This is a genomic window from Pinisolibacter sp. DMC100, from assembly GCF_056313705.1.
In genome coordinates, this window is record NZ_JBQUZT010000001.1 from 266,736 (window position 1) to 292,588 (window position 25,853).

Genomic DNA, 25,853 nt, shown 5'->3' on the forward strand with positions numbered 1-25,853 from the left:
TGGTTCGGGCGATTCGGGACGGCCGGATCGGCGGAGTGACGGCGATGACGGGCGAAGGGCGATCGAAGCACTTCGGCATGGTGCTCGGGCTGGCGGTGATCGTGGCGACGGGCGGAGCCGGCGCGCAGACCGTTCCTCTGGCGATCGAGACCCAGCCGCCGCTCGCCACCCGTCCCGTCACGCCCGCCCCCGTGCTGGTGCCGCAGCCGAGCGGCCCACCGCTCGCCGCGCAGGCGCCCGCACCGGTCGCGCCGATCGTGATTCCGCCCGGCCCCGGTCCGGTCGCGGTACCCGAGGTGCCGAAGCCGTCGCCGCTGCCGGCGCCCGCTCAGGCTCCCGTCCTCCAGAGCCAGACGCCGCCCTCCCCGCCGCCGGCCGAGACGCCGAAGCCGGCAGAGCCCGCGCCCGCACCCGCCGCTCCCGCCGCGCCGCCGGCCGACGGCGCCAAGCCCGCCGAAGCCACGCCGCCCGCAGCCGCGCCCACGCCGCCGCCTCCGGCCGTTCCCCAGCCGGCGCCTCAGACGACGCAGCAACCCGCCCCGCCCGCCGCGCCGAAGCCTGCGACGGTCGAGATCGTGCTCGCGGCGAAACCGGTACTCTTCGTCACCGGCGTCACCACCTGGGAGAAGGCCGAGGAGAAACTCGGCTCGGTGTTCGACAAGTTGTCGGACGCGGCGAAGAAGCTCGGGCTGGAGCCGACCGAGGGGCCGCTCGTCGAATACATCGAGAGCGACAGCGACGACGTCGGCTTCAAGGCGATGCTGCCGCTCGCCGCTCCGCCGAAGGCCGACGCCAAGCTGCCGAAGGGCGTCAAGGTCGGCAAGTCGCCGGCGGGCCGCGCGCTCGAGTTCCGCCACGACGGGCCGATCGACGACCTCGAGGAGGTCTATGCCCGCATCGACGACGAGATGAGCCGGCTCGGCCTCGAGGCCAAGTCGATCCTCGAACGCTACGACGTCAACGCCCTCGGCTCCGAGGAAGACCGCACCGTGATCGACGTCTGGGTGTTGGTGAAGTGAGCCGGCCGGACGCCGTTTCGCCCGGAAATCGCGGCGGACGCGTCGACGGGTGCGTTGACTCTCGCGCCCGTCTCGCTTAGAGACACCACCATTCTCGTCGACTTCTCCGTCGCCGACCCGCCGACCGGGGCATGCCATCAGACCCCGGAGGTCACCGTCCGCCAGCGCGATGCGCCCGCGGGCGCGTTTCCGTTTGGGGGTTCGACGCCGGGATTGCGGCGATCAACCGGGACCAAGACCCCCCGAAAGGGACGAAGACCCCATGTTCGACACGCTCTCCGAACGCCTTTCCGGCATTCTGGACAAGCTCACCCGCCGCGGCGCCCTCTCGGAGGCCGACGTCGGCGAGGCGATGCGCGAGGTGCGTCGCGCCCTGATCGAGGCGGACGTCGCCCTCGACGTGGTCAAGTCCTTCACCGACAAGGTGCGCCACCGCGCCGTCGGTCACGAGGTTCTGCGCTCGGTGACGCCGGGCCAGCAGGTCATCAAGATCGTCCACGACGTGCTGGTCGAGACGCTCGGCTCCGACGCCAAGCCGATCGACCTGCATGCGCCCGCCCCGGTCGCCATCATGATGGTCGGCCTGCAGGGCTCGGGCAAGACGACGACGACCGCCAAGATCGCCAAGCGTCTGTCGGAACGCCACAACGTCAAGGTTCTCGCCGCCTCGCTCGACACCCGCCGCCCGGCGGCGCAGGAGCAGCTGCGCGTGCTCGGCGAGCAGGTCGGCATCGCCACGCTGCCGATCGTCGAGGGCCAGTCGCCGACCCAGATCGCCGAACGCGCCGCGACCGCGGCTCGCCTCGGCGGCTACGACGTCATCCTGCTCGACACCGCCGGCCGCATCCACATCGACGAGCCGCTGATGCTCGAGATGGCGGAGATCAAGAAGATCTCCAAGCCGCACGAGATCCTGCTCGTCGCGGACAGCCTCACCGGTCAGGACGCGGTCAACGTCGCCAAGTCGTTCGACGAACGCGTCGGCATCACCGGCATCGTGCTGACCCGCATGGACGGCGACGGCCGCGGCGGCGCCGCGCTGTCGATGCGTGCGGTCACCGGCAAGCCGATCAAGCTGGTCGGCACCGGCGAAAAGGCCGATGCGCTCGAGGACTTCGACCCGAGCCGCATCGCCGGCCGCATCCTCGGCATGGGCGACATCGTCGCGCTGGTCGAGAAGGCGGCGCAGGAGATCGACGCCAAGAAGGCGGCCGAGATGGCCGCCAAGATGAAGAAGGGTCAGTTCGACCTCGACGATCTGGCCGATCAGCTGATGCAGATGAAGAAGCTCGGCGGCATGAAGGGGATCATGGGTCTCCTCCCCGGCATGGGCAAGCTCAAGGGCCAGCTCGACGGGCTCGACGAGAAGGTGTTCGACCGCCAGGTCGCCATCATCCGTTCGATGACCGCCAAGGAGCGCCGCAAGCCCGAGCTGCTGGCGGCCTCCCGCAAGCGTCGCGTCGCCTCGGGCTCCGGCACCCGCGTCGAGGACGTCAACAAGCTCCTCAAGATGCACCGCCAGATGGCGGACATGATGAAGATGATGGGCAAGAAGAAGGGCGGCCTGTTCGGCGGCCTCGGCTCGATGCTCGGCGGCGGCATGCCGCAGATCGACCCGGCCCAGCTAGAAGAGATGGCGAAGTCCGGCCAGATGCCGTCGATGCCCGGTAGCGGTCTCGGCGGCATGCCGGGTCTGCCGGGCGGCTTCGGCATGCCGGGCATGGGAATGCCGAAGGGGCCGCTGCCCCCGGGCTTCCGCAAGAAGTGAGTTTTCTCCGCCCCCCGTCGAACGGCCCGAGGCCGGCGATGGAGACGCGGAGAGGAGACATCGGAATTCCTCGGGGCAACCCGAGGCTCGTGCAATCGAAGTGATCAGAAAGGAACCGAGCCCATGTCGCTCAAGATCCGTCTCGCCCGTGGTGGCTCCAAGAAGCGCCCGGTCTACCGCATCGTCGTCGCCGACGCCCGAGCCCCGCGCGACGGCCGCTTCATCGAGAAGATCGGCACCTACAACCCGATGCTGGCCAAGGACTCGGCCGACCGCATCACCATCGTCGCCGAGCGTGCCACCCACTGGCTCTCCGTCGGCGCCCAGCCGACCGACCGCGTCGCCCGTTTCTTCGACGCCGCCGGCCTGCTGAAGCGCGAAGCGCGTCAGAACCCCGAGAAGGCCGTCCCGGGCAAGAAGGCCCAGGAGCGCGCCGCCGAGAAGGCCAAGAAGGCCGAGGCCGCGGCCGCCGAGTGATCGGTGGTCGACACGAGGAGAGGCGAGACGTCATGAGCGACGAACCGATCCTCGTCGGGCGTGTCGGCGCGGCGCACGGCATCAAGGGCGAGGTCCGGGTGAAGTCCTTCACCGACCCGCTCGATGCCGTCGCCGACTACGGCCCGCTGAGCCTCCCCGACGGCAGGACGCTGACGGTGGAGCGGCTGCGCCCGCAGGGCGACATGCTGGTGGTGAAGTTCCACGAGGTCGCCGATCGCACGGCGGCCGAACGGCTCACCAACCGCGATCTCTTCATTCCGCGTTCGGCGCTGCCGGAGACGGAGGACGAGGAGACCTTCTACCACGCCGACCTGATCGGCCTGGAGGCGGTCGAGGCGGACGGCACGTCGCGCGGTCGGGTGATCGCGGTTCCCGACTTCGGTGCGGGTGATCTCCTGGAGATCCGCACCGAGGGCGCGAAGAGCTTCCACCTGCCCTTCACCAAGGCCTTCGTGCCGGTGGTGGACGTGGCCGGCGGTCGGGTGGTGATCGCACCGCCCGAGGGCTTCTTCGCCGCGGCCGAGCCCGAACCGGGCGAGGACGGCGGCGAGGCCAGAGACGCGGAGCGTGAGGAGCCGTGACCGGATTTTCCGCCACGGTGCTCACGCTCTACCCGGAGATGTTCCCCGGGCCGCTCGGTACGGCACTCGCCGGCAAGGGGCTCGACAACGGCATCTGGTCGCTCGCGACGGTGCAGATCCGGGACTTCGCCGAGGGTCGTCACCGCAACGTCGACGACACGCCGGCGGGCGGTGGACCGGGCATGGTGCTCCGCGCCGACGTGGTCGGCCGGGCGCTGGACTCGGTGGCGACGGACGAACGTCCGCGGCTCCTGATGAGCCCGCGCGGTCGGCCGTTGACGCAAGGCTTCGTCCGCGAACTCGCGGAGGGGCCCGGCGTGGTGATCCTCTGTGGTCGGTTCGAAGGGGTCGACCAGCGGGTGATCGACGGGCGGAACCTCCTGGAGGTCTCGGTCGGCGACTATGTTCTCTCCGGCGGAGAGACGGCGGCGATGGTCGTGCTCGACGCGATCGTCCGCCTTCTGCCGGGGGTGATGGGCAAGACGGAGTCCGGATCGGAAGAGAGTTTCGAGACCGGGCTCCTGGAATACCCGCACTACACCCGACCGCAGGTCTGGGAGGAGCGCGGCATTCCGGAGGTACTCGCCTCGGGCAATCACGCGGCCATCGCGCGCTGGCGGCGCACGCAGGCCGAAGCGATCACCCGGGAGCGTCGACCGGACCTCTGGGCGGCGCGGGCAACCGCGACGACCGAGGGCAAGGGCGACAAAAAGTGACGAATCGGCGCCGTCTCGGCCCTCGACGCTGCAACGAGGGCATGACAAGGCGGCGGACATCGAGTATAGGCAACGCAAATTCCGAACAGGTGGTACCCATGAACATCATCGAACAGCTCGAAGCCGAACAGGCTGCGGTCATCGCCGAGAAGCGCACCCTCCCGGCCTTCCAGCCGGGCGATACCGTCCGCGTCAACGTGCGCGTCGTCGAAGGCAACCGCACCCGCGTGCAGGCCTACGAAGGCGTCTGCATCGCCCGTTCGGGCGCCGGCATCAACGAGTCCTTCACCGTCCGCAAGATCTCCTACGGCGAGGGCGTGGAGCGCGTGTTCCCGGTCTACACCCCCCTGATCGAGTCGGTCGACGTCGTCCGTCGCGGCAAGGTGCGTCGCGCCAAGCTCTATTACCTGCGCGGCCTGACCGGCAAGGCGGCCCGCATCGTCGAGCGCCAGGACAAGAAGCCCGCCGCCGCCGAGTGATCGGGCGGGCGATCTCGTCGCCGCAGAACAAATTCGACAGGGAGAGGCCGGTTCGCCGGCCTCTCTTCTTTTTTGCGCCGTCGTGTTCGACCGAGCGCCTAGGCTCCGACGACCGCCGATCGTGCGTGGACACGTTCCAGCCCTCCGGATCGGTCCAATAATCGTGCGGGTGTGTCAAATCGTCCAAAGACATTTCATGTCGATTATTCTGTACCTTCGTCCTATGGCCCCACCCAATATTCGCTCATAGCGTCCGCACCGTAGCACTGCCGAAGACAACGGCCGAAATCGGCCGCGATGTCAGTCGCGCGACGTCTTCGTCGCACGGCCGATGAGACTTTGTCGGTAGCGTCTACGCAACGAACCAACGACTTCTCGAGCGAGATCGTCGGCGTGCAGTTGTGCGCCGATCGTCCCATGTTCGCTCGAATGATCGAAGTCGGGTCGGAACAAGGGGGAATTGCGATGAACCTGTTGGTTTCTCTGGCAGTCAGCATCACCGTCCTGGTGATCGGTTGGGTCTATGTCGCGATCGGAATTCCGAGCCTGGATCTCGTCGTCTGGGCCGGCGTCATCGGTTGGGGATCCTTCTACGCGGCCGGCGGTGGTCTCGACGGCCTGAAGAAGGCGCTGGCCGGCAACCTCAGCGGTGCGATCTGGGCCTTTCTCGCCCTGCTGCTGTTCGGCCTCGTCGGGGGCGGCAACATCCTCGTCCTCGCCGTCATCGTCGGCGTGGCCGCCGGCCTGATGGTCCTGCAGGCCAACATCCCGCTGTTCGGCTTCATCCCCGGCGCCTTCTTCGGCGCGGCGACCTGGTTCGGCGCCAACGGCGGCTCCGCCCTCACCACCAAGGCGGGGATGATCCTGGTCTCGCTGGTGATCGGCGCGGCGCTCGGCTACGTCTCCGAGGCGATCGGCAAGAAGATGGCCAAGGCCTGATCCTCCGCGGGGAACGGGCTCGGGGGATGTCCCGTCCATGGGGCTCGGATCGCGAGATCCGGGCCCTTCGCGCGTGAAGACCCGGTGCGCGTCGTCACCGCCGGGGACCCTCGCCGCGACCGCCGATCTCGTGCGCCATCCGCCCGAGCCGGTCGATCGCCTCGAGCACCCGCGGCACCACCGGATTGGCGGCGTTGAGCCGGAGGTGACGGCCGAAGTCGTCGCCGGTCGAAAAGAGCCGCCCCGGCGCCACGCCGATGCCGGCGGCGAGCGCCCGCTCGTGCAGTGCCCAGCCGTCGACGCCCTCGGGCAGTTCCACCCACAGCAGGAAGCCCGCCGCCGGATTGCCGACGCGGGTGCCTTGCGGAAAGGCCGCCTCGACGCGGGCGGCCATGGCGCGGCGGCTGCCGGCGACCGCCGTGCGCAGGCGGCGCAGATGCCGCTCGTGGTCGCCGCTGGCGAGATGGGCGGCGAGGGCCGCCTCCGTCAGGGGATTGCCCGACCAGCTGTCGGCGAAACGGGCGTCGAGCACCGCGTCGCGGAAGCGGCCGGCGGCGATCCAGCCGATCCGCCAGCCCGGCGCGGTGGTCTTGGAGACCGACGAGCACAGGATGATGCCGCCGTCGCGGTCGAGCGCCTTCAGCGGCGCTGGCCGCGGCTCCTCGGCGAGGTCGCCGTAGACGTCGTCCTCGATCACCGGAATGCGATGAAGGCTCGCCAGATCGGCGAGGCGGCGGCGGGCGTCCGCCGGCATGATCGCGCCGGTCGGGTTCTGCACCGTCGGCGAGACGACGACCGCCGCCGGCCGATGCGCCGCGATCGCCCGTTCGAGCGCGTCGACGTCGATGCCGGTCGCGGGATCGGTGGCGATCTCGAGTGCCGAGAGCCCCAGCCGCTCCAGCGCCAGCAGCGTGCCGAAATAGGTCGGACTCTCGACCGCGACGACGTCGCCCGGCCGCGTCGTGGCCGCGAGCGCCAGATGGACCGCCTGGGTGGCGCCGGTCGTCACCACGATCTCGCCCGGATCGAGCGGACAGCCGGCCGCCGCTGCGGAAAGCGCGATGCGGCGGCGCAGGTCGAGCCGGCCGGGCGGCAGGCTGTAGCCCTCGGCCGCCGGCCCGAGACGGCGTGCGGTGGCGGCGAGACGGCGGCGCAGATCGTCGACGGGTAGGAACGAGGCATCCGGCACCGCGGCGCCGAGCGGCACCAGCGGCACTCGCTCGTCGGCGAAGATGCGGCGGACGAGGCCGGCGAGTTCGACCGGACGTGGGCTCGGCGCGCTGCGTGTGGCGCCGGGGCCGAGGCCGGGCGGGGCGGCGACGAACCAGCCCGAGCGCGGCCGGGCGCGGATCAGACCCTCGCTCTCGACGAGACGCAGCGCCTCGACGGCGGTCGGCAGGCTGACACCCTCGCGCGCGGCGAGCCGGCGGGCCGAGATCATGCGGTCGCCCGGCATCAGCGCGCCGGCGGCGATCGAACGGCGCAGCGTCTCGGCGATCCGGCGATAGAGCGGTTCCGTCGTCATCTGTACAGGTCCATCGACGCGTCGACTGTCCATACAGTTTCGCCGCCGTTTCGTCCATGACGGGGGCGGCCGGCGCGTGCCGGTCGACCCGTTGAGCGGAGGCGCCGATGCAGGCCGAGAACTTCTCCCTTTCCCGCTGGTTCGACCGTATCGGCATGGTGCCGCCCGCCCGTTTCGACGCGGCGGCGCTGGCGGAAGCCATGCGGCGGCAGCTCTTCACCGTGCCCTTCGAGAATCTCGACGTGCAGATGGGCCGCGAGATCTCGCTCGATCCGCAGGCGATCGCCGACAAGATCCTGAACCGCGGTCGCGGCGGCTATTGCTACGAGGTCAACGGGCTCTTCGCCCTGGCGCTGACCGCACTCGGCGTCGCCCATCGCTTCGTCGCGGCGCGGCCGATGTTCTACCCCGTCCGCCGCCCGCGCACCCACATGGCGATCGTCGCGACGCTCGACGGCGTCGACTGGCTCTGCGATCTCGGCTTCGGCAGTTGGGGCATCCGCGCGCCGATGCGGCTCGACCGCCTCGACGAGGCGGTCGAGGTCGACGGCGAGCGCTTCCGCCTGCGCCGCGAGGCGGACGGCGTCTACGTCGTCTCGGCGCTGGTCGAGGGCGGCTGGGCCGATCAGTACGGCTTCGATCTGAGCCCGCAGGAATGGATCGACTTCGCCCCGGCGAACTATCTCAACTCGCACCACCCCGACGCGATCTTCGTGCAGAAGCCGGTCGTCGTGCGGCTGAACGAGCGCGGGCGGACCCTGCTCGTCGGCGACACGCTGAAGCGGGCCGTCGACGGACGGATCGAGACGCGGACGATCGCGCCCGACGAACGGGACGCGATCCTGGCGCAGGAATTCGGCCTCGTCGTCGAGGACCTCAGGAGAACAGGCGGAAGCGCCGCTTCTTGACCGGCTCTTCGGCCTCGTCGGGACCCGGATCGTCGGGCAGGCGGGCCTGCGGCTCGACCGCCGAAGCGGCACGGGCGGGCTTCACCGGCTCGGCGTCGTTGGCCGGCGGAGGCACCGGCGCCGGCGCCGGCGTCTCGATCACGGTCGGCGTCACGGGCGCAGGTGCCGGTGCCGGTTCGGCCGCGGCCTCGACCACCACCGGCTTCGGCGCCGGGGTCGGCTCGACGACCGGTTCGGGCGCATGCGGCGTGCGCGGCGCGGTCTCGACCGGAACGATCGAACCCGAGGCGGCGAGCACCTCGTCGGCCTCGTCCATCGGGTCGTCCCAGGTGAGCGCGGCGACGTCTTCCGGGGGCGTCGTCCATTCGAAGGCATCGAGCCGGCCGGTGACCGGCGAGATCGCCGCCCAGTGGTCGGAGACGAAGCCGTCGGCGACCCAGGTCGCGTCGCGGCGGGCATGGACCGCACGGGTCAGCCAGCCGCGCACCGCGCCGGGCGTGCCGCCCGAGCCGTCCTCGATCTCGGCCATCAGCAGGCAGACGCGGCGGGTCGGGCCGGCGGCGACGACCGGCTCCAGCACCTTGCGCGCCTCGGCGAAGTCCTTGACGTCGGCCAGCGCCCGGGCGAGCGCCAGCGTTCCCTCGACGTGGTTGGCGCGGATCGCGATCAGCTTGCGGACGCGGGCGAGCCGGTCGGCGGCGCCGTCGCCGGCCCGGAGATGGGCATAGGCCTCGGCGATCTCGGGATGCGGGGCGACCTTCCAGGCGGCTTCCAGGATGCGGGTCGCCTTGCGCAGCTCGCCGGCACGCGCCGCGAGACGGGCGGCGAGCGTCGCCGCCGGCACCAGATCGGGGGCGAGGCCGTGGGCCTCCTGCGCGGTGCCGCGGACGATCTCGGGCTTGGAGGCCTCGCGCTCCAGACCGTCGGCGGTCAGGATGACGGCACGCAGACGGCGGGCGGCGGCCTTGTCGATGACGCCGTTGCGGCGGTTCTGGTCGACGACCTCGAGCGCCCCCTGCCAGTCGCGGCCGCGGGTGCGGTATTCGACCAGGGCCTGACCGGCCCAGGCGAGACGCGGCGCGGCGCGATGGGCGGCCTCGGCCCAGCGCTGGGCGGCGACGCCGTCGCCCCAGCGCACGGCCTCGACATAGAGGCCGCGCATGCCGAGCACCCGGGTCTCGGGCTTCTCCAGCATGGCGGTGAAGGCGCGTTCGGCGGTGCCGCGGTCGCCGAGGAGCTGGGCGTGCTGGGCTTCCAGCAGCAGCGCCAGCGGCTCGTCGCCGAGAAGGTGGCGGGCATCGCCGGCGGCACGTCCCGCAGTGCCGAGATCACCGGCGCCGACCGCGATCATGCCGCGCGACAGCGCCGACCAGCCCTTGTCACGGCGGCGGCGGCCGAAGAACGAGCCGATCGAACCCGGCAGGTTCCAGATCGCGCGGACGAGCGCGACGACGATCATCACCACCACGACGAAGACGACGAGGCCGATGCCGAGCGTGGTCGTGTCGGTCTCCACCCGCTGGCCGAGCCAGGAGACGGAGGCTTCGCCGGGGTGATCGGCGAGCCAGGAGAAACCGAAGGCGAGGCCGACGAGGGCGACGAGGAAGACGAGCAACCGGATCATCGTCGGGACCTCACTTGGGAGCAGAGAGCTTGGAGACGACCGCCGCGGTCTCGGCGGCGAGCGCGGCATCGACGGCGACGCGCGCCTCGAGGGCGGCGCCCCACGGCGCGGACGCCGCACGGGCCTTGTCGGGCAGCGCCTTCCAGGTGGCGAGCGCACCGGCGAGGTCGCCGGCGGTCATGCGGCCTTCGACGCGCGAAACCTTCGCGGCGAGGCTCTCGCCCGCGGTCTCGCCCGCCGGGCGGATGCGCACGGCGGAGAGCGCGTTGCGGGTGAAGCGATCGAAGAGACTCTCCTCGCCGGCGGGCTTCTCCTCGGCATCCGCCATGGCGCGGGTGAGCTTCGGCAGCTCCTCGCGCAGCTTGGTCACCGAGGGCACGCCCTTGTCGGCGAAGGCGTCGAGGGCCGCGAGGCCGGCGACACCGCCGGTGCCGGCGGCGCGGCGGGCGACCGCCAGCTGGCTCGCGAAGGGACGGCCGGCGTCGACCGCCGACTTGAGGTCCGCGAGCGCCACGGCGAGGACGGCGCGGGCCTGCGCCTCTTCCGCCGCCTTGGCGCCGGCCTCGATGGCGGCCATCTTGGTCTCGACCTGCCCGACGAGGCCTTCGGTGGCGAACTTGGTCTGGTCGAGCGTCTCGGCGATGCGGCCGCGGTCGGCCTTGGCCTCGGCGTTCGAGGTCTCGACGCCGCCGAGCCGGCCGACGAGGCCGTCGACCTCGGCTCGCAGCCCCTCGATCCCCGAGAGACGTTTGCGGAAGCCGTCGATCGCGGCGTCGAGATCGGCCTTGCGCTTCTCGGCCTCGGTCGAGAGGCGAGCGGCGGCGTCCGCCAGCGCGGCCTTGGCCTCGGCGCCCATGTCGCTGCCGCGGGCGGCGAGTTCGGCGCGGGTGGCCTCGAGCTCGGTCTTCAGACGCGCGATCTCGGCGGCCGAGCTCTCGCGGGCGGCGGTGATCGCCTGATCGACCTTCGTCGCCAGCTGGGCGAGGGCGGTGCCGTCGGTCGGCAGCGCGGCGAGGCTCTCGGCGACCGAGGTCTTGGCGGCGGCGGCACGTTCTTCCGCCGCCTTCTGCAGCGCCTCGACGCGGGCGGAGAGATCGGCCGGGATCTTCAGCGCCGGCGCCGTCTCGAGCGCCGCGAGGCGCGTTTCCAGCGGCGCGAGATCGACGGGCTTCGCGGCGGCCTGGGCCTTCGCCTGCGCCTCGAGCGCGGCGACGCGGTCGAGCGCGGCCTTCAGTTCCGGGCTCGGCGCCGCGGGGGCGGCCGGGCCGACGAGGGCATCGACCTGCGGCGCCAGAACGCGCGGCGCGACGACGCCGATGGCACCGCCGACGAGGCTCGCCACCACCACCGCGCCGGTCAGGGCACCACCGCCGATGCCGCGGCGGGCGGGGGCGGAGGTGGTCGGGGTCTCGGGCTTGGGGGATTCGGGGGTCGCCACAGGGGCTTCCGGCTCGACGGCCTGTTCGACCGCCGCCTCGAGCGCCGCATCGGTCGCCGCCGCGACGGGCTCGGCCTCCGCATCGACCGGCGTCTCGGGGCTCGCGGCCTCAACGGGGCTCTCCGGCACCGGCTCGGCGGCGACGGTTTCCGTCGCTTCCGCGGTCGATTCGATCGACGCCTCGGTCGCGGGCTGTTCGGTCGCGGCGCTGTCGGGCGTGCGCTCCGGCTCGTGCTTGGCCGTCATGTCGGATGCTCCCTCGAGGACGGTGGTCTCGGCGACGACGGAGACGCCGGAGGATTGGACGAAGGTGACGAGCAGACCGGGTTCGTCCGGTCTGGCGGCGACGACCACGCGATCGAAGCCGGCCTTGCGAAGCGGCGCGGCGGCGGCCTCGGAGATGGCATGGATGCGGAAACTCGACGTCTCCGCCGTGATGCCGCGTGCCGCCAGCGCGTCGACCAGTATCTCCGCACTCTTGGGCGAATAGACGGCGACGGCATCGATCCGACCGGAGCGCAGGTCGTCGGCGACGCCCTCCGGCAGGGTCTCGACCGGCTCGACGCGGTAGACGACGGCGACGCGCACGGAAAAGCCGCGGGCGACGAGATCGTCCTCGAGATCGACGGTGCGGTCCTCGCCGGCGGCCCACAGGATCGGCCCGTCGAGCGGGTCGAGCCGGCCGGCGACGAGGGCGACGAGGTCGTGGCGGTTGCCGGACGCCGAGACGGTGTTCTGGAAACCGCGGTCCTGTGCGGCGCGGGCGGTCTTGTCGCCGACGGCGAAGGTCGGCAGGGCGCGGAAGGCGTCGGCGTCGGCGCGCAGGCAGAGCGCGGTGACGGCGTTGACCGAGGTGACGAGCAGGCCCTGGATGCCGTCGAGGGCGATCTCGGCATCTCCGTCGAGCACGGTGCGGGTGAGCGGCGCGGTGACGGCGTCGTGGCCGGCCGCTTCCAGGCGCTTGCCGGTGGCACGCCCCTGTTCTTCGGCTCGGGTCACCAGGACGCGCATCGCTCGATCATCCGACAGTGAAGAAGTCCGGCCCGCCGAGCGACTTCAGGACCTCGCCCGCCTCGGCGCCGATGGCTTCGGCCTCCGCGACGGGTCCCTCGCGGCGGATCGCATGCGCTTCCGACCCGTCGGGGCGCAGGATCAGCCCGTCGAAGTGCAGCACGCCGTCGACCACTCTGGCGAGCCCTGCGATGGGCGTACGGCACGAGCCGTCGAGCACCCGCAGGAAGGCGCGCTCGAGCGTCAGCGCCGCGGCGGTGTCGGCATGATGGATCAGGCCGACGAGGGCGAGGGTCGCCGGGTCGTCGGCGCGCGTCTCGATGCAGATCGCACCCTGGCCGACGGCGGGGAGGAAATCCTCGGTCTCGATCAGCGAGGCGATCTCGGCCTCGAGGCCGAGACGGCGCAGGCCGGCGTTGGCGAGAAGCGTCGCGTCGGCGACGCCGTCGTCGAGTTTCTTCAATCGAGTCTGGAGGTTGCCGCGGAACTCGACCACTTCGAGGTCGGGGCGCAGGCGGCGCACCATGGCGCGGCGACGCAGGCTCGAGGTGCCGACCTTCGCGCCCGCCGGCAGGTCGGCGAGCGACTTGGCCTTCCGCGACAGGAAGGCGTCGCGGACGTCCTCGCGCGGCAGGAAGGCGGAGATGACGAGCCCGTCGGGGAGCACCGTCGGCATGTCCTTCGACGAATGGACGGCGAGATCGATCGAGCCGTCGAGCAGCGCCTCTTCGATTTCCTTGGTGAACAGACCCTTGCCGCCGACCTCCGAGAGCGGTCGATCGAGGATGCGGTCGCCGGTGGTCTTGATCACCACGATCTCGAAACCGTCGGGGCTGCGACCGGTCGCCGCGGCGAGGCGCTCGCGGGTCTCGTGGGCCTGCGCCAGGGCGAGCGCGCTGCCGCGCGTGCCGATGCGGATCTTGTCGTCGAACTTCTCGGATTGCACGGCGTTCCCATCCGGTGATAGGGCAGGGCGCGGGAAAACGGGCCCGACGGCCCGCCTCGGGCGATCTTTCGTCTTCTCTAGAGGAAAGACGGCCCGCCCGCCATATCCGATGGTATGGGGATGACCCCGGAGGGGTCCCTTCGTCGGCGACATTGAGGACGAGAGCGTGCGGATCCTCGGGATCGAGACCAGTTGCGACGAAACGGCGGCGGCGGTCGTGGAACGCGACGCCGACGGGCGGGGTCGCATCCTCTCGAACGTCGTCCATTCGCAGATCGCCGAGCACGCGCCCTTCGGCGGCGTGGTGCCGGAGATCGCGGCGCGCGCCCATGTCGACCTCCTCGACGACATCGTCGACCGCGCCATGCGCGAGGCGGGTCTCGGCTTCGCCGATCTCGACGCGGTGGCGGCGACCGCCGGGCCCGGACTGATCGGCGGCGTCATCGTCGGTCTCACGACCGCCAAGGCGATCGCCCGCATGCACGGTCTGCCGCTCGCCGCGGTCAACCATCTCGAAGGCCACGCGCTGACGCCGCGGCTGACCGACGGCGTGCCCTTCCCCTATCTGCTGCTGCTGGTCTCCGGCGGCCACACCCAGTTCGTCGTGGTCGAGGGGCTCGGGCGCTACACGAGGCTCGGCACGACGATCGACGACGCCCTCGGCGAGGCCTTCGACAAGACCGCCAAGATGCTCGGCCTCCCCTATCCCGGCGGGCCGCAGGTCGAGACCTGGGCGAAGCGTGGCGACCCGACGCGGTTCGATCTGCCGCGCCCCCTGATGCGGCGCGACAGCCACGACTTCTCCTTCTCGGGGCTGAAGACCGCGGTGCGGCTGGCGGCGGAGGCGGCGCAGCCGCTGTCGGACCAGACGATCGCCGATCTCTGCGCCTCGTTCCAGGCGGCGGTGACCGACGTCGTCCGCTTCAAGGCGGAGCTGGCGCTGAAGGAATTCAAGACGCGCACCGGCGTCACCGAGCCGCTGCTCGTCACCGCCGGCGGCGTCGCCGCCAACAAGGCGATCGCCGCGGCACTCGGCGAGGCGGCGGCGCGCGCCAAGGGGCGCGTGGTGGTGCCGCCGGGCAGGCTCTGCACCGACAACGGCGCGATGATCGCCTGGGCGGGGGCCGAACGGCTCGCCGCGGGCGCGGTCGACGGCATGGAAGCGCAGGCCCGGCCGCGCTGGCCGCTCGACCAGACCGCCGAGCCGCGGCTCGGCTCCGGCCAGTGGGGGGCCAAGGCATGACGAAGGCGGCGATCGAACGGGTGACGGTGATCGGCGCCGGCGCCTGGGGCACGGCGCTGGCGCTGGTGGCGGCGCGGGCCGGCCGAGAGGTCCGCCTGTGGGGCCGCGACGCGGAGACGATCGCGGCGATCGGCGAGACCGGACGCAATCCGCGTTACCTCGGCGACATCCCGCTCGACCCCGGCCTCTTCGCCACGACCGATCTCGCCGCCGCGCTTCGTCACACCGACATGGTCATCCTGTCGGTGCCGGCGCAGGCGAGCCGCGCCGCGGCGACCGACATCGCCGCGCTCGCCCCCCCCGGCACGCCGGTCGTCTCGGCCGCCAAGGGGCTCGAACACGGCACGCGGGCGACGATGACGCGGGTGATCGCCGAAGCGATCCCGCAGGCCCTCCCGGCGGTTCTCTCCGGCCCGAGCTTCGCCACCGACGTGGCGCGCGGCCTGCCGACCGCCGTCACGGTGGCGGCGGCCGACGAGGCGGTCGCGTCGGCGCTGTGCCGGGCGCTGTCGTCCTCGACCTTCCGGCCCTATGCCTCGCACGACCTCGTCGGCGTCGAGATCGGCGGCGCGCTGAAGAACGTGCTCGCCATCGCCTCGGGCATCGTGGTGGGGCGCGGGCTCGGCGCCAGCGCCCAGGCGGCGCTGACCGCGCGCGGCTTCGCCGAACTGTCGCGGCTCGCCCGGGCTCTCGGCGCCGAGAGCGAGACGCTGATGGGGCTCTCCGGCCTCGGCGACCTCGTGCTGACGGCGACCTCGCCGCAGTCGCGCAACTTCTCGCTCGGCCTCGCCATCGGCGGCGGCGGCTCGGTCGCCGACCTGACGCGGCGCGGCACCAAGCTCGCCGAGGGCGTCCACACCGCCGCCGTGGCGGTCGAATACGCCGCCGCCCACGGCATCGAACTGCCGATCACCGCGGCGGTCGCCGACGTGGTCGCCGAGCAACTCGACGTCGGCGGCGCGATCGAACGGCTGATGAGCCGGCCGTTGAAGCGCGAGATCGGCTGATCGCCGACCGCGCACGACTCGGTGAATTGCGCGAAGAAGCGGACCCGCGGGTGGACCCGACGGGTCCCGCCGCCTACATTCCGCGGACGATCAACTCCGGAGTTTCGCGATGCTCTTCGCCGCCATGTGCCACGACAAGTCCGACGCCCTGCCGATCCGCCTCGCCACCCGCGACGCCCACGTCGCCTGGCTGAAGAGCCTCGGCCCGCGCGTCCGCATCGCCGGGCCCTTCCTCGACGAGACCGGCGAGATCATGCAGGGCTCGATCGTGGTGATCGAGGCGGAGGATCTGGCGGCCGCCAAGGCGACCTTCGCCGAAGACCCCTATGCCGCGGCGGGCCTCTTCGCCTCGGTCGAGATCCGGCCGTGGCGCTGGGTCGTCGGCGCTCCGGCGGCGTGAGGCGACGATGGCGCACTGGCTCTACAAGTCCGAACCGAGCGTCTGGTCCTGGGATGCGCAGGTCGCGGCCGGCGCGGCCGGCACCTATTGGGACGGCGTCCGCAACCCGCTCGCCAATGCCAACATGAAGGCGATGGCCGTCGGCGATCGCGGCTTCTTCTACCACTCCAACGAGGGCAAGGCCGTCGTCGGCGTGGTCGAGGTGGTGGCGGCGTGGTCGCCCGATCCCAACGACGCCAAGGGGACCTTCGGCGCGGTGACGCTCAGGGCGGTCGAACCCCTGCCGCGCGCCGTGACGCTCGCCGAGATCAAGGCCGATCCGCGGCTCACCGACATGGTCCTGGTCAAGAACTCGCGCCTCTCCGTCCAGCCGGTCAGCGACGCCGAATGGGCGTTGATCCGCACGCTCGGCGGGCTCGTGCCGTGAGCGCCGCCGAGATCTCCGACAGGCTCGCCTTCATCCGCGCCAACACGCGGCTGCAGGCGCCGCCGCACGTGCCGGAGATCTCGCTCCACCTCGCCGACGAGGCGATGGACCTGTGGAAGCTGACGGAAGAGCAACTCGACACGCTCGGCCTGCCGCTGCCGTTCTGGGCCTTCGCCTGGGCCGGCGGGCAGGCGCTGGCGCGTTGGGTGCTCGACCATCCCGAGACCGTCGCCGGCCGCGACGTGCTGGCCTTCGCCGCCGGCGCCGGGCTCGAGGCGATCGCGGCGATGAAGTCGGGTGCGAACCGCGTGCTCGCCACCGAGATCGATCCCTTCGCCCTCGTCGCGCTCGAGCTCAACGCCGGCATGAACGGCGTGTCGATCGGCATCTCCGGCGTCGACGTGCTGGAGACCGGCCTTTCCGGCCTGCCCTATCGTCCCGAAACGGTGCTGCTCGGCGACGTCTTCTTCGAACGCCCGCTCGCCGACAGGGTCGCCGCCTTCGCCGCGGCCTGCGCCGACGAGGGCATCCTGGTGCTGGTCGGCGACCCAGGCCGCAGCTATCTGCCGAAGGAGCGCATGGAAACGCTGGCGGAATACCGCGTTCCCACCACCCGCGCGCTGGAGGACGCCGAGGTCAAGAAGACCCGCGTCTGGCGCTTCCTCGGCTGAGTTCACCACGTTCGCGAGAGACTGACCGCCGCCGCCCGTCTCGGGCGGTCGCTGGCCCGCGCCTTGCCAATTCCTAACCGATCCTTGACAGCGCGTCCCGAAACGGGACGATCGGGGAGGGTTGGAGTGGTGTGATGCGTATTTCCGAGAGCCGATCCGTCTCGATCTGGTCCCGCGATGCGGCCGCGACCTCGGGCGCGCGCCGGGTGGAGCCGGCTGCGCCGACGGCGGCGAACGACGGCGATCGCGGTGGGGCCTCGGCGCCGCCGGCCGACGCGCTCTTCGACGAGCGGGTCGACGCGCCGACGCGGATCGTCCGCCATCGCCCCTTCGCCCCCTTCATCGCCCAGCTGATCGCCAACCGCGAAGGCTTCGCCGAGACGCGTCGCCGCCGCCGGGCCGAACCCGGAGCGGTTTCCGCCTATGCCCGCGTCGAGCGCGGCGAGGGGCTGCTGGTGCCCGGCTATCTCGTCGACGTGGCGCGCTGAGGCGGCACGCGGGTCAGGGACCGCGGTCGAAGCCGAAGTCGCGGCGGGCGCCGCGGATGGTGATGGTGAAGCCGCCGACCACGTCGATCAGCGCGATCGCCGTCAGGATGAAGAACACCGAGCTCGCGGCGCCGACCACCGTCAGGAATTCGATCAGGTGAGCGACGAAGACGGCGAGCGACAGCGCGTGGTCGACGATGGTCGGCGAGGCGGTGCGCGTCGCCTTGACGATCTCGACGAAGAGACAGACCAGCGCGCCGAGGATCAGCACGTCGCCGAGCAGCAGCGTGAAGCGTGCGTCGGAGACCATGGTGACGGTGAAGACCGGCTGCACCCAGGGGTCGCCGGCATTGGCGCCGAAGGCTCCGGCGATCACCAGATTGTAGACGAGGAGCGGCGCGAGGGTCAGCGGCACGTTGAGGAACATCGCGGACATCCCGGTGTGGTCGAGGAACGGTCTTCGGCTGCATAGACCGCGACCGCGTCGAAAAAAAGAAGGGCCGGCGCGAGGCCGGCCCTTCGATCTCTTCGGGCTGAGGAACGATCGCTCGTTCCCGCGCCGCGATCACTCGCCCTTGGGCTCGAGGATCTGGCGACCGCGATACATGCCGGTCTTCAGATCGACGTGATGCGGGCGGCGCAGTTCGCCGGAATCCTTGTCCTCGACGTAGGTCGGCGCCTTGAGCGCATCCGCCGAGCGGCGGAAGCCGCGCTTCATCGGCGAGGTCTTTCTCTTCGGAACGGCCATCGTCCATACTCCAGATCAATGGCGCCGGCCTCTCGGGCGGCGCGAAACTTCATGTGGCACCTGAATGCCATCGGTTCCGGTCGGCCGGCCGAAGTCACGCATTTTCGGTGGATCGGCCGGGCTTATACAGAACTCGTCGCGGTTTGACCAGAGGAAACGGGCGTTTTTTCGCGCGTCCCGACGAGGCGTCGTCGTCGGCGGCGCCGCGCTTGCGGAATCCCCTTGGAGCGACGGGCGATTCGCGCTAGCTCGGGGCATCGCCCATCCGGACCGATGCCATGCTCGAACTCGTCGCTCTCTCGCCCGCCGCCTTCCTCGACGTGCTCACCCGCGAGGGTGCGCGGATCGAGGCGGTGCTCGATCGGCTCATCGACGAGACGGCGCGGCCGATGGAGACCGTCAGGCCGCCCCGCATCGTCGCCGCCATGCGCCACGCGGTGCTGGGCGGCGGCAAGCGCATCCGGCCGTTCCTGATGATCGAGGCGGCGCGGCTCTTCGGCGTCGAGAGCGAGGGCGTCGCCCGTGCCGCGGCGGCGCTCGAGATGCTGCACTGCTACAGCCTCGTCCACGACGACCTGCCGCAGATGGACGACGACGACCTGCGTCGCGGTCGACCGACGGTGCATCGCGCCTTCGACGAGGCGACCGCGATCCTCGCCGGCGACGCGCTGCTGACCCTCGCCTTCGACACGATGGCCGATCCGACGACCCATGCCGACCCGGCCGTGCGCGCCGATCTGGTGCTGCGGCTGGCGCGCGCGTCCGGCGTCGGCGGCATGGTCGGCGGGCAGATGCTCGATCTCACCGCCGAAGGCCGCTGGAGCGCGGACGGCAAGCCGACGAAGCTCACCGACGCCGAGATCCGCCGCCTGCAGGCGATGAAGACCGGGGCGCTCTTGCGCTTCCCGCTCGAGGCCGGTGCGGTGATGGCCGGGGCGAGCGCCGCGGACGTCGCCCGGCTCGGCCGTTTCGGCGCGATCGTCGGCCTCGCCTTCCAGATCGCCGACGACCTGCTCGACGTCGAGGCGACGGCCGAGGCCATGGGCAAGGCGACCGGCAAGGACGCCGCGCGCGGCAAGGGCACGCTGGTCGCCCTGCACGGCATCCCGGCGATGCGCGCCGAGCTCGACCGGCTGATCGCCGCGGCGGCCACCGAACTCGCCCCTTGGGACGAACGCGCGGCGACGCTGCTGGCCGCCGCGCACTTCATCGCCGAGCGGCAGAGCTGAGGCGGCCCTCTCCGCACCACCTGCGCAGATGATCCGCCGGCGCCCAGAGCGCCGTCGCGACCTTCAGCGTCGCGACAGATGATCCACGAGGGCGCGCAACGCCGGCCGCATCTGACGGCGCGACGGGTGGTGGAGATGGAAGCCGGCGAAGGTCGGCATCCAGTCGACCAGCACCTCCTCCAACCGACCGGCGGCGACGTCCTCGACGACGTAGTCGGAGAGGAGGCAGGTCACGCCGAGGCCGGTCAGGGCCATCTCGAGCAGGGTGGAGCCGTCGTCGACGATCACCCGCGGGCGCGGCAGCAGGGTGAAGGCACGGCCGTCGCGCTCGAACTCCCAGCGATAGAGCGAGCCGTCGGAGAAGCGGCGCAGCAGACCTGGCATGGCCTCGAGCTCCTGCGGCGTCGCCGGACGACCGTGGACGTCGAAGAAGCCGGGCGTCGCGACCACCGCCAGGCGCAGCGTCGGACCGATCGCCACGGCGATCATGTCGCGGTCGAGCAACTCGCCGATGCGGATGCCGGCATCGAACCCTTCCGCGACGATGTCGACGCGGGCCTCGTCGACGACGATCTCCAGCTCGACGTCCGGATAGGCCCGGCAGAAGTCGGCGAGCCGGCGGTCGAGACCGAGGGCGAGGGCCGAGCGCGGCACCGACAGGCGCAGCCGGCCGGCCGGGCGCTCGGGCCGATCGACCGCCTCGTCGAGGGCACCGCGGATGGCGTCGAAGGCCGGCGTGAGACGCTCGACGAGACGGCTGCCGGCCTCGGTCAGGGCGACCGACCGGGTCGAGCGATTGAACAGCCGCACGCCGAGCCGCGCCTCGAGGCCGCTCACCGCATGCGACACCGCCGAGGGCGAGACCCCGAGGCCGCGCGCGGCGGCGCGGAAGGAGAGCGTCCGGGCGACCGCCAGGAAATGGTCGAGATCGGCGAGGTCGACGCGGGGCATGGATGGGCCATTGATGAGCAGGATCGAACACGGCGTTGCGAAGACATGAGCTTATCAGAACGATCGCCGTCGCCTAGGGTTCGACCTCACGCTTTCACACGAGGGTTTGCCATGCGCACGCGCCGTCTCGGACGAGATCTCGAAGTTTCCGCCATGGGGTTGGGCTGCATGGGCATGAGCCACGCCTACGGCGGCCAGGAGCAGGCGAAGTCGATCGCCACGCTGCACCGCGCCGTCGAGATCGGCGTGACCTTCCTCGACACCGCCGAGGTCTACGGTCCCTACGAGAACGAGATCCTGCTCGGCAAGGCGCTGGCGGGGATGCGGGACAAGGTGACGATCGCCACCAAGTTCGGCTTCAGGATCGCCCCGGAGGGCGTCGACGGCACGTCGCGGATGATCGGTCTCGACGGCCGGCCGGAGAACGCCCGGCGCGTCGCCGAGGCGAGCCTGAAGCGGCTCGGCACCGACGTCATCGATCTCTACTACCTGCATCGCCCCGATCCGGAGGTGCCGATCGAGGAGAGCGTCGGCGCCATGGGCGATCTCGTCCGCGCCGGCAAGGTGCGCTTCGTCGGCGTGTCGGAGACCAGTGCCGACCAGCTGCGCCGCGCCCACCGCGAGCATCCGATCGCGGCGATCCAGAGCGAGTGGTCGCTGTGGACCCGCGGCATCGAGGACGAGGTTCTGCCGACGGCGCGCGAACTGGGCATCGGCATCGTGCCCTTCTCGCCGCTCGGCCGCGGCTTCCTCGCCGGGGCGGTCGACGCCTCGACCGAATTCGCCGAGACCGACTTCCGCCGCAACCTGCCGCGCTTCCAGAAGGAGGCGATGGAGGCCAACGCCCGCTTCGTCGCGACGCTCGACCGCATCGCCACCGACCACGGCGTCACCAAGGCGCAACTGGCGCTCGCCTGGGTGCTGGCGCGCGGCGACGACGTCGTGCCGATCCCCGGCACGCGGCGGATCGACCGGCTGGAGGAGAACGTCGGCGCGGTCGCGATCACGCTGTCGCCCGACGACGTCGCGGCGATCGAGGCGGCGGTGCCGGCGGCCGAAGTGGTCGGCGATCGCTACGGCACGCGCACCACGGCCTATCTGCCGCAGAGCGAGAAGAAGTGAGGCCCGCTCGGGCGCGCCGTCATTCGGCGGCGCGGCCCTTGCCGAAACGGCTCTCGATGTAGTCGGCGACCATCGCCTTGAAGTCGGCGGCGATGGTCGGCCCCTTCAGCGTCGCGACCTTCGCCCCGTCGACGAAGACCGGGGCGGACGGCATCTCGCCGGTGCCGGGCAGCGAGATGCCGATGTCGGCATGTTTCGATTCGCCCGGTCCGTTGACGATGCAGCCCATCACCGCGACGTTCAGCGCCTCGACGCCGGGATAACGCTCGCGCCATTCCGGCATCGACAGACGGAGGTGCTCCTGGATCTCGTGGGCGAGTTCCTGGAAGACCGTCGAGGTGGTGCGACCGCAGCCGGGGCAGGCGGCGACGATCGGCGCGAAGCTGCGGAAGCCCATGGTCTGCAGCAGTTCCTGCGCCGCGATGACCTCCTTGGTGCGGTCGCCGCCGGGCTCGGGCGTCAGCGAATAGCGGATCGTGTCGCCGATGCCCTGCTGCAGCAGGATGCCGAGGGCGGCCGACGAGGCGACCAACCCCTTCGAGCCCATGCCGGCCTCGGTCAGCCCCAGATGCAGCGCGTAGTTCGAGCGTGCGGCGATCTCGCAGGAGACCTTCACCAGATCCTGGATCTGGCTGACCTTGGCCGAGACGACGATGCGGTCGCGCGGCAGACCGATCTCCTCGGCCATCTCGGCCGAGAGCAGCGCCGACTGGACCATCGCCTCGTGCATCACCGCGCGGGCGGTGAGCGGGCTGCCCTTCGCCGCGTTCTCGTCCATCAGCCGAGTCAGCAGTTCCTGGTCGAGCGAACCCCAGTTGACGCCGATGCGCACCGCCTTGCCGTGGCGGGCGGCGAGTTCGACGATCGCCGAGAACTGGCGGTCACGCTTGTCCTTGAAGCCGACGTTGCCGGGATTGATGCGATACTTCGCCAGCGTCTCGGCGCAGGCCGGGTGATCGGCGAGCAGCTTGTGGCCGATGTAGTGGAAGTCGCCGACCAGCGGCACCTTCACGCCCCAACGATCCAGTCGCTCGCGGATCTTCGGCACGGCGGCGGCCGATTCGTCGCGGTCGACGGTGATGCGGACGAGTTCCGACCCGGCGCGGGCGAGCGCACGCACCTGTTCGGCGGTCGAGAGCACGTCGGCGGTGTCGGTGTTGGTCATCGACTGCACGACGATCGGCGCGCCGCCGCCGATCACCACGCCGCCGACGTCGACGGCGACCGAGGTGCGACGGGAGAGAGGTTCTGCGGTCGGGTAGATCGCGGTCATCGAAAACGGCTCCTGAGGTCGCGGTGGACGAATAGCGATCGTGCCGCCGCCTTCCTTCCGATAGGGTCGATATCCATATCGGTCGAAGCACCATGTCTAGCGAATCGAGGCGCCCATGTCGTCAGCGGAGAAGGGATCCGGCCTTGCGGCGATCGCACACGGGATCGCCGCGCCCATCGTCTGTGTCGCGCTGGCGGTGGTGTTCCTGGTCTTCGGCACCCAGCCGGCGGCCTTTCCGGCGCTCGGGCCGGTGCTGGCGCTGGTGCTTCTCGGCGTTCTGCTCCTCACCGTGGCGATCGCCGTCCATCACGCAGAAACGATCGCCCATCGCCTCGGCGAGCCCTACGGCACGCTGGTGCTGACCATGGCGGTGACGATCATCGAGTGCTCGCTGATCCTCGCGGTGATGCTGTCGGGCAAGGGCAACCCGGCGCTGGCGCGCGACACGGTGTTCTCGGTCTTCATGCTGGTGATGAACGGACTGGTCGGGCTCTGCTTCCTGATCGGCGGCCTGCGCTGGGGCGAACAGACCTTCCGCGCCACCTCGGCCCGCGCCTATCTGATGGTGCTGCTCCCCTTCGGCGTCATCACCATGGTGCTGCCGGGCTTCACCACCACGGCGGCGGGGCCGTTCTATTCGACGGCGCAGATCGTCTTCGTCTCGATCGTGACGCTCGCGCTCTACGGCATCTTCCTCTACGTCCAGACGGTGCGCCATCGCGGCTTCTTCGACGTCGCGGCGAGCGAGGCGGAGATCGCGGCGGCGGCGGCGCCCGGGCCGGGCCCGCGACCCTATCTGCTGCTGTCGCTGTCGCTCGTCGCCATCGTGCTCTTCGCCAAGAGCTTCGCCGCCTCGATCGAGGCCGGCGTCGCGGCGATCGGGGCGCCGCCGACGATCATCGGCGTGCTGGTGGCGCTGCTGGTGCTCCTGCCGGAAAGCGTCGCGGCGATCCAGGCGGCGCGCGAGGATCAGCTCCAGCGCTCGATCAATCTGGCGCTCGGCTCGACGCTGGCGACGATCGGCCTGACCTTCCCGACGGTCGGAGCCCTGTCGCTCGTCATGGGGACGCCGCTCGTCCTCGGGCTCGGGCAGACCGAGATGGTGCTCCTGGCGCTGACCATGGTGGTCTCGATGGTGACCTTCTTCGGCGGGCGGACCAACATCCTCTCCGGATCGGTGCATCTCGTCCTGCTCGCGACCTTCGTCTTCCTCGTCTTCGTGCCTTGAGATCGGACCTGACGTCTTCCATTCGTCGTACCCGTTGCGGAGGACCTTCATCCTGAGGTGCGAGCGCAAGCGAGCCTCGAAGGGCGAAGGGCCGAGAGGCAAGGCTCGTCGAGGCTTCGCACTTCGAGGCCCGGCTCTGCCGGGCACCTCAGTGTGAAGCCGAACAACGGGACAGCGCCGGAACCTCGCACGTCGATCCCAGACGCCCTTGCGCCGAATGCCGGGCGGAATCCCGCCCTGCGGCCTTGCGCGCACGATCGTTCCGGCTAGAGTGCCGGCCGAATTCGATCTCCTCTTTCCACGATCCGGAGTGCCGACATGGCCGCGAACGACGTCAAGAAGGTGGTGCTGGCCTATTCCGGCGGCCTCGACACCTCGATCATCCTCAAGTGGCTGCAGGTGACCTACGGCTGCGAAGTCGTCACCTTCACCGCCGACCTCGGTCAGGGCGAGGAGCTCGAGCCGGCGCGCAAGAAGGCGGAACTCCTGGGCATCAAGGAGATCTTCATCGACGATCTGCGCGAGGAGTTCGTCCGTGACTACGTCTTCCCGATGTTCCGCGCCAACGCGCAGTACGAGGGCGACTATCTGCTCGGCACGTCGATCGCCCGTCCGCTGATCGCCAAGCGCCAGATCGAGATCGCCCGCGCCGTCGGCGCCGACGCGGTCTGCCACGGCGCCACCGGCAAGGGCAACGACCAGGTCCGCTTCGAGCTCGGCTACTACGCGCTCGAGCCCGACATCAAGGTCATCGCCCCCTGGCGCGAGTGGGACTTCAAGTCGCGCGAGGCGCTGATCGACTTCGCCGAGAAGCATCAGATCCCGATCGCCAAGGACAAGCGCGGCGAAGCGCCCTTCTCGGTCGACGCCAACCTGCTGCACTCGTCGTCGGAAGGAAAGGTCCTCGAAGATCCGTGGATCGAGCCGCCGGAATACGTCCACATGCGGACGATCTCGCCGAAGGACGCGCCCGACGAGGCGACCGAGATCACCGTCGCCTTCGAGAAGGGCGATGCCGTCGCCATAGACGGCGTGGCGATGAGCCCGGCGACGCTGCTCGCCAAGCTCAACGAACTCGGCAAGGCCAACGGCATCGGCCGTCTCGACCTCGTCGAGAACCGTTTCGTCGGCATGAAGTCGCGCGGCGTCTACGAGACCCCCGGCGGCACCATCCTGCTCGCCGCCCATCGCGGCATCGAGAGCGTGACGCTCGACCGCGGCGCCGCCCATCTCAAGGACGAGCTGATGCCGCGTTACGCGGAGCTCATCTACAACGGCTTCTGGTTCTCGCCCGAGCGCGAGATGCTGCAGTCGCTGATCGACAAGTCGCAGGAGAACGTCACCGGCGAAGTGCGGCTCGAGCTCTACAAGGGCAACGTCCGCGTCACCGGTCGCCGCTCGCCCTTCTCGCTCTACGACCAGGAACTGGTCACCTTCGAGGAAGGCAAGGTCGCCTACGACCACCGCGACGCCGCCGGCTTCATCAAGCTCAACGCCCTGCGTCTGCGCACGCTCGGCCGCCGCAGGAACCGGCTGGGTGCGTGATCGGCGACTTCGGTCGGACATTTCGGAAGGGCGGCGTCGCGAGGCGCCGCCCTTTCTCGTTTCGGATGC

At 70.9% G+C, this 25,853-nt stretch carries 26 protein-coding genes; 18 read left to right on the forward strand and 8 right to left on the reverse strand.

The window, feature by feature from the left end:
* The first annotated feature begins 44 nt into the window (after nt 1-44).
* The 7 genes from ACT541_RS01315 to ACT541_RS01345 all read left to right on the forward strand — a co-directional run bounded on the left by ACT541_RS01315 (nt 45) and on the right by ACT541_RS01345 (nt 6,000).
* A complete protein-coding gene (locus tag ACT541_RS01315) occupies nt 45-1,019 on the forward strand; it encodes a GyrI-like domain-containing protein (RefSeq protein ID WP_476133669.1) in 975 nt (324 codons plus the stop codon).
* Between the two features lie 262 nt (nt 1,020-1,281).
* Entirely contained in the window at nt 1,282-2,787 is a 1,506-nt protein-coding gene (gene ffh, locus ACT541_RS01320) for a signal recognition particle protein (protein ID WP_476133671.1), read from the forward strand.
* A 123-nt stretch (nt 2,788-2,910) separates the two neighbouring features.
* Nucleotides 2,911-3,264, forward strand: a complete 354-nt coding sequence (gene rpsP, locus ACT541_RS01325; protein WP_476133673.1) for a 30S ribosomal protein S16 — start codon at nt 2,911-2,913, stop codon at nt 3,262-3,264.
* A gap of 32 nt (nt 3,265-3,296) precedes the next feature.
* Nucleotides 3,297-3,866, forward strand: a complete 570-nt coding sequence (gene rimM, locus ACT541_RS01330; RefSeq protein WP_476133675.1) for a ribosome maturation factor RimM — start codon at nt 3,297-3,299, stop codon at nt 3,864-3,866.
* Complete coding sequence (gene trmD, locus ACT541_RS01335) at nt 3,863-4,582, forward strand: tRNA (guanosine(37)-N1)-methyltransferase TrmD (RefSeq protein WP_476133676.1); 720 nt, start codon at nt 3,863-3,865, stop codon at nt 4,580-4,582. The genes rimM and trmD overlap by 4 nt, the downstream gene beginning before the upstream one ends.
* A 98-nt stretch (nt 4,583-4,680) precedes the next feature.
* Nucleotides 4,681-5,061, forward strand: coding sequence for a 50S ribosomal protein L19 (gene rplS / locus ACT541_RS01340; RefSeq protein ID WP_476133678.1), 381 nt, complete (start codon nt 4,681-4,683; stop codon nt 5,059-5,061).
* A 465-nt stretch (nt 5,062-5,526) separates the two neighbouring features.
* Nucleotides 5,527-6,000 carry a DUF1097 domain-containing protein gene (locus tag ACT541_RS01345; protein ID WP_476133680.1) on the forward strand — a complete coding sequence of 158 codons (474 nt, stop codon included), beginning with the start codon at nt 5,527-5,529 and terminating at the stop codon, nt 5,998-6,000.
* Nucleotides 6,001-6,094: 94 nt separating this feature from the next.
* Here the strand turns inward: ACT541_RS01345 and ACT541_RS01350 are convergent, their stop codons facing one another.
* Nucleotides 6,095-7,525, reverse strand: a complete 1,431-nt coding sequence (locus ACT541_RS01350; protein ID WP_476133681.1) for an aminotransferase-like domain-containing protein — start codon at nt 7,523-7,525, stop codon at nt 6,095-6,097.
* Nucleotides 7,526-7,632: 107 nt separating this feature from the next.
* Here ACT541_RS01350 and ACT541_RS01355 point away from each other — a divergent pair, with 107 nt between their 5' ends.
* A complete protein-coding gene (locus ACT541_RS01355) occupies nt 7,633-8,433 on the forward strand; it encodes an arylamine N-acetyltransferase family protein (protein WP_476133682.1) in 801 nt (266 codons plus the stop codon).
* Here ACT541_RS01355 and ACT541_RS01360 read toward each other — a convergent pair.
* Genes ACT541_RS01360 through hemC form a run of 3 tightly spaced genes read right to left on the reverse strand, consistent with a single transcriptional unit; the run spans nt 8,402 to nt 13,452 of the window.
* The gene (locus tag ACT541_RS01360; RefSeq protein WP_476133683.1) at nt 8,402-10,057 is read right to left on the reverse strand and encodes a heme biosynthesis HemY N-terminal domain-containing protein; all 1,656 of its coding nucleotides are present in this window, start codon (nt 10,055-10,057) and stop codon (nt 8,402-8,404) included. The two genes, ACT541_RS01355 and ACT541_RS01360, sit on opposite strands and share 32 nt — an antisense overlap.
* Nucleotides 10,058-10,067: 10 nt before the next feature.
* Nucleotides 10,068-12,506 (reverse strand): uroporphyrinogen-III synthase, encoded by a 2,439-nt coding sequence (locus ACT541_RS01365; RefSeq protein WP_476133684.1) that lies wholly within the window; start codon nt 12,504-12,506, stop codon nt 10,068-10,070.
* A 7-nt stretch (nt 12,507-12,513) separates the two neighbouring features.
* Nucleotides 12,514-13,452: a hydroxymethylbilane synthase gene (gene hemC / locus ACT541_RS01370; protein ID WP_476133686.1), complete on the reverse strand. Its 939-nt coding sequence runs from the start codon at nt 13,450-13,452 to the stop codon at nt 12,514-12,516.
* A gap of 166 nt (nt 13,453-13,618) precedes the next feature.
* On the opposite strand from hemC, the gene tsaD reads away from it, so the two are divergent.
* The 6 genes from tsaD (at nt 13,619) to ACT541_RS01400 (ending at nt 17,688) form a co-directional block, all read left to right on the forward strand.
* On the forward strand, nt 13,619-14,695 hold the full coding sequence (tsaD, locus tag ACT541_RS01375; RefSeq protein WP_476133688.1) for a tRNA (adenosine(37)-N6)-threonylcarbamoyltransferase complex transferase subunit TsaD: 1,077 nt from the start codon (nt 13,619-13,621) through the stop codon (nt 14,693-14,695).
* Nucleotides 14,692-15,702: an NAD(P)H-dependent glycerol-3-phosphate dehydrogenase gene (locus tag ACT541_RS01380; protein ID WP_476133690.1), complete on the forward strand. Its 1,011-nt coding sequence runs from the start codon at nt 14,692-14,694 to the stop codon at nt 15,700-15,702. The genes tsaD and ACT541_RS01380 overlap by 4 nt, the downstream gene beginning before the upstream one ends.
* A gap of 109 nt (nt 15,703-15,811) precedes the next feature.
* A complete protein-coding gene (locus ACT541_RS01385; protein WP_476133692.1) occupies nt 15,812-16,102 on the forward strand; it encodes a YciI family protein in 291 nt (96 codons plus the stop codon).
* 7 nt (nt 16,103-16,109) lie between these two features.
* Nucleotides 16,110-16,529, forward strand: a complete 420-nt coding sequence (locus tag ACT541_RS01390) for an EVE domain-containing protein (protein WP_476133694.1) — start codon at nt 16,110-16,112, stop codon at nt 16,527-16,529.
* Nucleotides 16,490-17,200 carry a class I SAM-dependent methyltransferase gene (locus ACT541_RS01395; protein ID WP_476133695.1) on the forward strand — a complete coding sequence of 237 codons (711 nt, stop codon included), beginning with the start codon at nt 16,490-16,492 and terminating at the stop codon, nt 17,198-17,200. Before ACT541_RS01390 ends, ACT541_RS01395 begins: the two co-directional genes overlap by 40 nt.
* Nucleotides 17,201-17,334: 134 nt before the next feature.
* A complete protein-coding gene (locus ACT541_RS01400) occupies nt 17,335-17,688 on the forward strand; it encodes a hypothetical protein (protein WP_476133697.1) in 354 nt (117 codons plus the stop codon).
* Nucleotides 17,689-17,701: 13 nt separating this feature from the next.
* On the opposite strand, the gene ACT541_RS01405 is transcribed toward ACT541_RS01400, so the two are convergent.
* Nucleotides 17,702-18,124, reverse strand: a complete 423-nt coding sequence (locus ACT541_RS01405) for a hypothetical protein (RefSeq protein WP_476133699.1) — start codon at nt 18,122-18,124, stop codon at nt 17,702-17,704.
* Nucleotides 18,125-18,253: 129 nt separating this feature from the next.
* Nucleotides 18,254-18,436: a 50S ribosomal protein L32 gene (rpmF, locus tag ACT541_RS01410; RefSeq protein ID WP_476133700.1), complete on the reverse strand. Its 183-nt coding sequence runs from the start codon at nt 18,434-18,436 to the stop codon at nt 18,254-18,256.
* Nucleotides 18,437-18,714: 278 nt separating this feature from the next.
* Here rpmF and ACT541_RS01415 point away from each other — a divergent pair, with 278 nt between their 5' ends.
* Nucleotides 18,715-19,665 (forward strand): polyprenyl synthetase family protein, encoded by a 951-nt coding sequence (locus ACT541_RS01415; protein WP_476133702.1) that lies wholly within the window; start codon nt 18,715-18,717, stop codon nt 19,663-19,665.
* A 63-nt stretch (nt 19,666-19,728) separates the two neighbouring features.
* Here the strand turns inward: ACT541_RS01415 and ACT541_RS01420 are convergent, their stop codons facing one another.
* Entirely contained in the window at nt 19,729-20,616 is an 888-nt protein-coding gene (locus ACT541_RS01420; RefSeq protein ID WP_476133704.1) for a LysR substrate-binding domain-containing protein, read from the reverse strand.
* Nucleotides 20,617-20,727: 111 nt separating this feature from the next.
* Between ACT541_RS01420 and ACT541_RS01425 the strand changes: the two genes are divergently transcribed.
* Nucleotides 20,728-21,738: an aldo/keto reductase gene (locus ACT541_RS01425; RefSeq protein WP_476133706.1), complete on the forward strand. Its 1,011-nt coding sequence runs from the start codon at nt 20,728-20,730 to the stop codon at nt 21,736-21,738.
* A gap of 19 nt (nt 21,739-21,757) precedes the next feature.
* Here the strand turns inward: ACT541_RS01425 and ispG are convergent, their stop codons facing one another.
* Nucleotides 21,758-23,011: a flavodoxin-dependent (E)-4-hydroxy-3-methylbut-2-enyl-diphosphate synthase gene (ispG, locus tag ACT541_RS01430; RefSeq protein ID WP_476133708.1), complete on the reverse strand. Its 1,254-nt coding sequence runs from the start codon at nt 23,009-23,011 to the stop codon at nt 21,758-21,760.
* 115 nt (nt 23,012-23,126) lie between these two features.
* Between ispG and ACT541_RS01435 the strand changes: the two genes are divergently transcribed.
* Nucleotides 23,127-24,239: a calcium:cation antiporter gene (locus ACT541_RS01435; RefSeq protein WP_476133710.1), complete on the forward strand. Its 1,113-nt coding sequence runs from the start codon at nt 23,127-23,129 to the stop codon at nt 24,237-24,239.
* Between the two features lie 318 nt (nt 24,240-24,557).
* Nucleotides 24,558-25,784 (forward strand): argininosuccinate synthase, encoded by a 1,227-nt coding sequence (locus ACT541_RS01440; protein WP_476133711.1) that lies wholly within the window; start codon nt 24,558-24,560, stop codon nt 25,782-25,784.
* The last annotated feature ends 69 nt before the right edge of the window (nt 25,785-25,853 follow it).

What these genes read in the sequence shown, in the direction of transcription:
- ACT541_RS01390 (WP_476133694.1), top strand. Translation starts at nt 16,110, where the DNA reads ATGGCGCACTGGCTCTACAAGTCCGAACCGAGCGTCTGGTCCTGGGAT.
- ACT541_RS01345 (WP_476133680.1), top strand. Translation starts at nt 5,527, where the DNA reads ATGAACCTGTTGGTTTCTCTGGCAGTCAGCATCACCGTCCTGGTGATC.
- rpmF (WP_476133700.1), bottom strand. Translation starts at nt 18,436, where the DNA reads ATGGCCGTTCCGAAGAGAAAGACCTCGCCGATGAAGCGCGGCTTCCGC.
- ACT541_RS01360 (WP_476133683.1), bottom strand. Translation starts at nt 10,057, where the DNA reads ATGATCCGGTTGCTCGTCTTCCTCGTCGCCCTCGTCGGCCTCGCCTTC.
- ACT541_RS01365 (WP_476133684.1), bottom strand. Translation starts at nt 12,506, where the DNA reads ATGCGCGTCCTGGTGACCCGAGCCGAAGAACAGGGGCGTGCCACCGGC.
- rimM (WP_476133675.1), top strand. Translation starts at nt 3,297, where the DNA reads ATGAGCGACGAACCGATCCTCGTCGGGCGTGTCGGCGCGGCGCACGGC.
- ACT541_RS01350 (WP_476133681.1), bottom strand. Translation starts at nt 7,525, where the DNA reads ATGACGACGGAACCGCTCTATCGCCGGATCGCCGAGACGCTGCGCCGT.
- ffh (WP_476133671.1), top strand. Translation starts at nt 1,282, where the DNA reads ATGTTCGACACGCTCTCCGAACGCCTTTCCGGCATTCTGGACAAGCTC.
- ACT541_RS01420 (WP_476133704.1), bottom strand. Translation starts at nt 20,616, where the DNA reads ATGCCCCGCGTCGACCTCGCCGATCTCGACCATTTCCTGGCGGTCGCC.
- ACT541_RS01405 (WP_476133699.1), bottom strand. Translation starts at nt 18,124, where the DNA reads ATGTCCGCGATGTTCCTCAACGTGCCGCTGACCCTCGCGCCGCTCCTC.
- ACT541_RS01425 (WP_476133706.1), top strand. Translation starts at nt 20,728, where the DNA reads ATGCGCACGCGCCGTCTCGGACGAGATCTCGAAGTTTCCGCCATGGGG.
- ACT541_RS01435 (WP_476133710.1), top strand. Translation starts at nt 23,127, where the DNA reads ATGTCGTCAGCGGAGAAGGGATCCGGCCTTGCGGCGATCGCACACGGG.
- ACT541_RS01440 (WP_476133711.1), top strand. Translation starts at nt 24,558, where the DNA reads ATGGCCGCGAACGACGTCAAGAAGGTGGTGCTGGCCTATTCCGGCGGC.
- ACT541_RS01415 (WP_476133702.1), top strand. Translation starts at nt 18,715, where the DNA reads ATGCTCGAACTCGTCGCTCTCTCGCCCGCCGCCTTCCTCGACGTGCTC.
- ACT541_RS01385 (WP_476133692.1), top strand. Translation starts at nt 15,812, where the DNA reads ATGCTCTTCGCCGCCATGTGCCACGACAAGTCCGACGCCCTGCCGATC.
- rpsP (WP_476133673.1), top strand. Translation starts at nt 2,911, where the DNA reads ATGTCGCTCAAGATCCGTCTCGCCCGTGGTGGCTCCAAGAAGCGCCCG.
- rplS (WP_476133678.1), top strand. Translation starts at nt 4,681, where the DNA reads ATGAACATCATCGAACAGCTCGAAGCCGAACAGGCTGCGGTCATCGCC.
- ACT541_RS01395 (WP_476133695.1), top strand. Translation starts at nt 16,490, where the DNA reads ATGGGCGTTGATCCGCACGCTCGGCGGGCTCGTGCCGTGAGCGCCGCC.
- ispG (WP_476133708.1), bottom strand. Translation starts at nt 23,011, where the DNA reads ATGACCGCGATCTACCCGACCGCAGAACCTCTCTCCCGTCGCACCTCG.
- ACT541_RS01380 (WP_476133690.1), top strand. Translation starts at nt 14,692, where the DNA reads ATGACGAAGGCGGCGATCGAACGGGTGACGGTGATCGGCGCCGGCGCC.
- ACT541_RS01355 (WP_476133682.1), top strand. Translation starts at nt 7,633, where the DNA reads ATGCAGGCCGAGAACTTCTCCCTTTCCCGCTGGTTCGACCGTATCGGC.
- ACT541_RS01315 (WP_476133669.1), top strand. Translation starts at nt 45, where the DNA reads ATGACGGGCGAAGGGCGATCGAAGCACTTCGGCATGGTGCTCGGGCTG.
- ACT541_RS01400 (WP_476133697.1), top strand. Translation starts at nt 17,335, where the DNA reads ATGCGTATTTCCGAGAGCCGATCCGTCTCGATCTGGTCCCGCGATGCG.